The 2,624-nt window shown below is 77.6% G+C and carries 1 protein-coding gene; it reads right to left on the bottom strand.

All coding sequences use genetic code 11. The annotated features are described in order from the left end of the window. Positions 1–2,460, bottom strand: a 2,460-nt coding sequence (locus JNW98_RS35440; RefSeq protein WP_223772370.1) for an AAA family ATPase, incomplete at its 3' end; no start/stop codon positions are given. Positions 2,461–2,624: the final 164 nt, after the last annotated feature.

Raw genomic sequence — 2,624 nt, 5'->3', positions numbered from 1 at the left:
CGCGCCCAGCCGCTCGAACGCCTCGGCCGCCGCGGCCAGATGCCGCCGCGCCGCCGCCGGTCCCCGGGCGTCGCGGACCCGGATGCCGTGGGCGAGCCGGATCCGGGCCAGCTCGTACGGGAAGCGGGCGGCGTCCGGCAGGGCTTCGGCCCGCGCGAACAGCGCGGCGGCCTCCCCCTCGTCGTCGGCGGTCATCGCCAGCGCGCCGTAGGTGACCAGGGCCTGGCGGGGCGACACGGCCGGCAGCCCGGCGTCGCGGGCAGCCACGGCGTGCGCCCGGGCCTGCGCGGCGCGTCCGGTGCGCCGGGCGGCCTCGACGAGGTCGAGGAGCGTACGGGGTGCCTGGTGGGCGTACGGCCGGAACGCGCCCGGCCGCGTGATGCCGACGGCGTGGCGGTACGCGGCCTCGTGGTCGCCGGAGCCCAGCGCGGCGGTCGCGCCGGCGGCGTCGGCGGCCTGCGTCAGGAATCCCAGCCCGCGCGGCCGGGCCCAGGCGTCCACCTCGGCCCGCAGATCCCGCGCCCGCCCTGACTGCCCCCGGAGCGCGGCCAGTTGGGCGAGGTACGCGCGGCTCTGGGCCGCGAACAGGTGGTGGCCGTGCTCGGCCGCCAGGAGCAGGACGCGCTGTCCGGTCTTCTCGGCCTCGTCCCACTCCCCCGCGGCGATCCGGTCGAGCGTGATCTGGAGCAGCATGACCATGCCGGCGACCACGGCCCCGGTCTCCAGCTCGCGGTCCACGACGCGTTCGAGGTGGGGGCGGTACAGGCCCAGGACGTCGAGGTGGTACGCGGCCACGCCCAGCCGCGCGACCTCCCAGGGCTCCAGGTCCGGCAGGTGCGCGGCGGCCCGCCGCACCGGCTCGGCCCAGTCGGCGCCGTACCGGGTCACGTCGCTCCAGGTGCCGCTGTAGAGCCGCGCGCGTTCGGTAACCAAGTCACCGAGGGAGGCGAGGAGTCCGTGCGTGCGCTCCCAGGTCGCGGGGTCACCGCTGTAATGACTGATCGTCAGGAGGAGGACCACCAACCGGTCGAGCACCTTCTCAGAAGCGGCCGGCCCGTCGTCGCGGAGCCGCTCGATCGCGGCCGAGACCTGCCGGTGGGCGGAGCGGACGTCCCCGTCCCGGCAGAGCGACCGGCAGGCGGCGGCGAGCACCGCGGCCGGCGGCTCCGTCGCACCGGGTTCCGCCTCGGCGGGCCGGTGCGCCCCGCCGGGCAGGGCGGCGTGACCGGCGACGAGGGCCGCGTCGGCCAGCCGCCGGGACCGCTCGGCGGGGCTCTCGCTGAGCTCGGCGGCCCGGGTCAGCCAGTCCACGGCCGCCAGGGCGCCGCCGCGCCGGGTCGCGGACCCGGCCGCCACCTCCAGGGTGCGGGCGACGCCCTCGTCGGGGTCGGCCGTCGCCGCCGCCAGGTGCACGGCCTGACGTTCGAGGTTCCCCCGGTGGAACCGCGCCAGCGCCAGACGCGCGGCGCGGCACTGGCTCGGAGTGGCCGTCCGCACGACGGCGGCACTCACCAGCGGGTGCCGGAAGAGCAGTTCACCGGTGGCCGTCCCGACGTCCAGCAGCCCGGCGGCCACCGCCGCGTCGGCGTCCCGCATGACGTAGGGCGTGCCGGGGACGGCGCCGGGCAGCCCGATGCCGTCGAGCGCGCCCTTCAGCAGCTCGGCGCGCACCCGCTCGTCGAGGGCCTCGATCCGGGCGCCGAACAGCCGTCGCAGCCGGCCGGACAGCGGCACGCCGCAGTGCCCGAACCGCGGTCCTTCACCCCCGCCGACGTGCGCCGGCAGCTCCAGCAGGGCCAAGGGGTTGCCCCGGGCCTGTCCGAGGACGTCCCGGCGGAGCCGTCGGTCGAGGCCCGGGTGACACTGGTCCAGCAGGCGCGCCGCGTCCTCGTCGGAGAGGGCGGCGACCGGCAGTTCGGGCAGGGCGGCGGTGTCGAACCGCGACGCGACGTCGGCGCGGACCGCGGCCAGCAGCTTCACCGGGCCGCCGGCCAGCCGCCGGCCCACGAAGCCGAGGACGTCGGCGCTGACGTCGTCCAGCCACTGCCCGTCGTCCAGCACCAGCAGAGCCCGCCGCCCGGGCGACGAGAGCGTCACCAGGCGGAGGACAGCCATGCCGAGCGTCATGACCGACGGCGGATCGCCCGGCACGCGGCCGAACGCGACGTCGAACACCGCCCGGTTCCCGTCGTCCGGGCGCCCGGCACCGGCAAGCAGCGGATGGAGGATCTGGTGCAGCCCGGCGTACGGCAGCGCGGCCTCCGCCTCGACGCCGGCGGCCCGGATGACGGTGTGCCCCTCCCGCTCCGCCACCGCGGCGGCATGGCACAACAGCGTGCTCTTGCCGGCCCCCGCCTCCCCCCGCAGCACGAGCGCCCGTCCCGCGGCGGCCCACACGAACGCCCGGAGTTCAGTCTGTTCGCCCTCGCGGCCCACCATCTCCGTGCCGATCGGTCTCATGCCCGTCCTGTTCTCTTCCCGCCATCGCTGTCACCGCGCGGCGACGCCGGTGGAAGCCGGTCACCGCCGCGTCGACGACGGTTCCGGAGCCTCGGGCCCGTCGAGCCGGTGCCGAACCCTGGCCGGTACCCGGGACCTGGGTCCCGGGGGCCAGGGACCGGGGG

Source organism: Streptomyces huiliensis, from assembly GCF_020037025.1.
Classification (GTDB): Bacteria; Actinomycetota; Actinomycetes; order Streptomycetales; family Streptomycetaceae; genus Streptomyces; species Streptomyces huiliensis.
The sequence above is the reverse complement of the archived record's forward strand: the minus strand, read 5'-3'. Positions and strand labels throughout refer to the sequence as shown.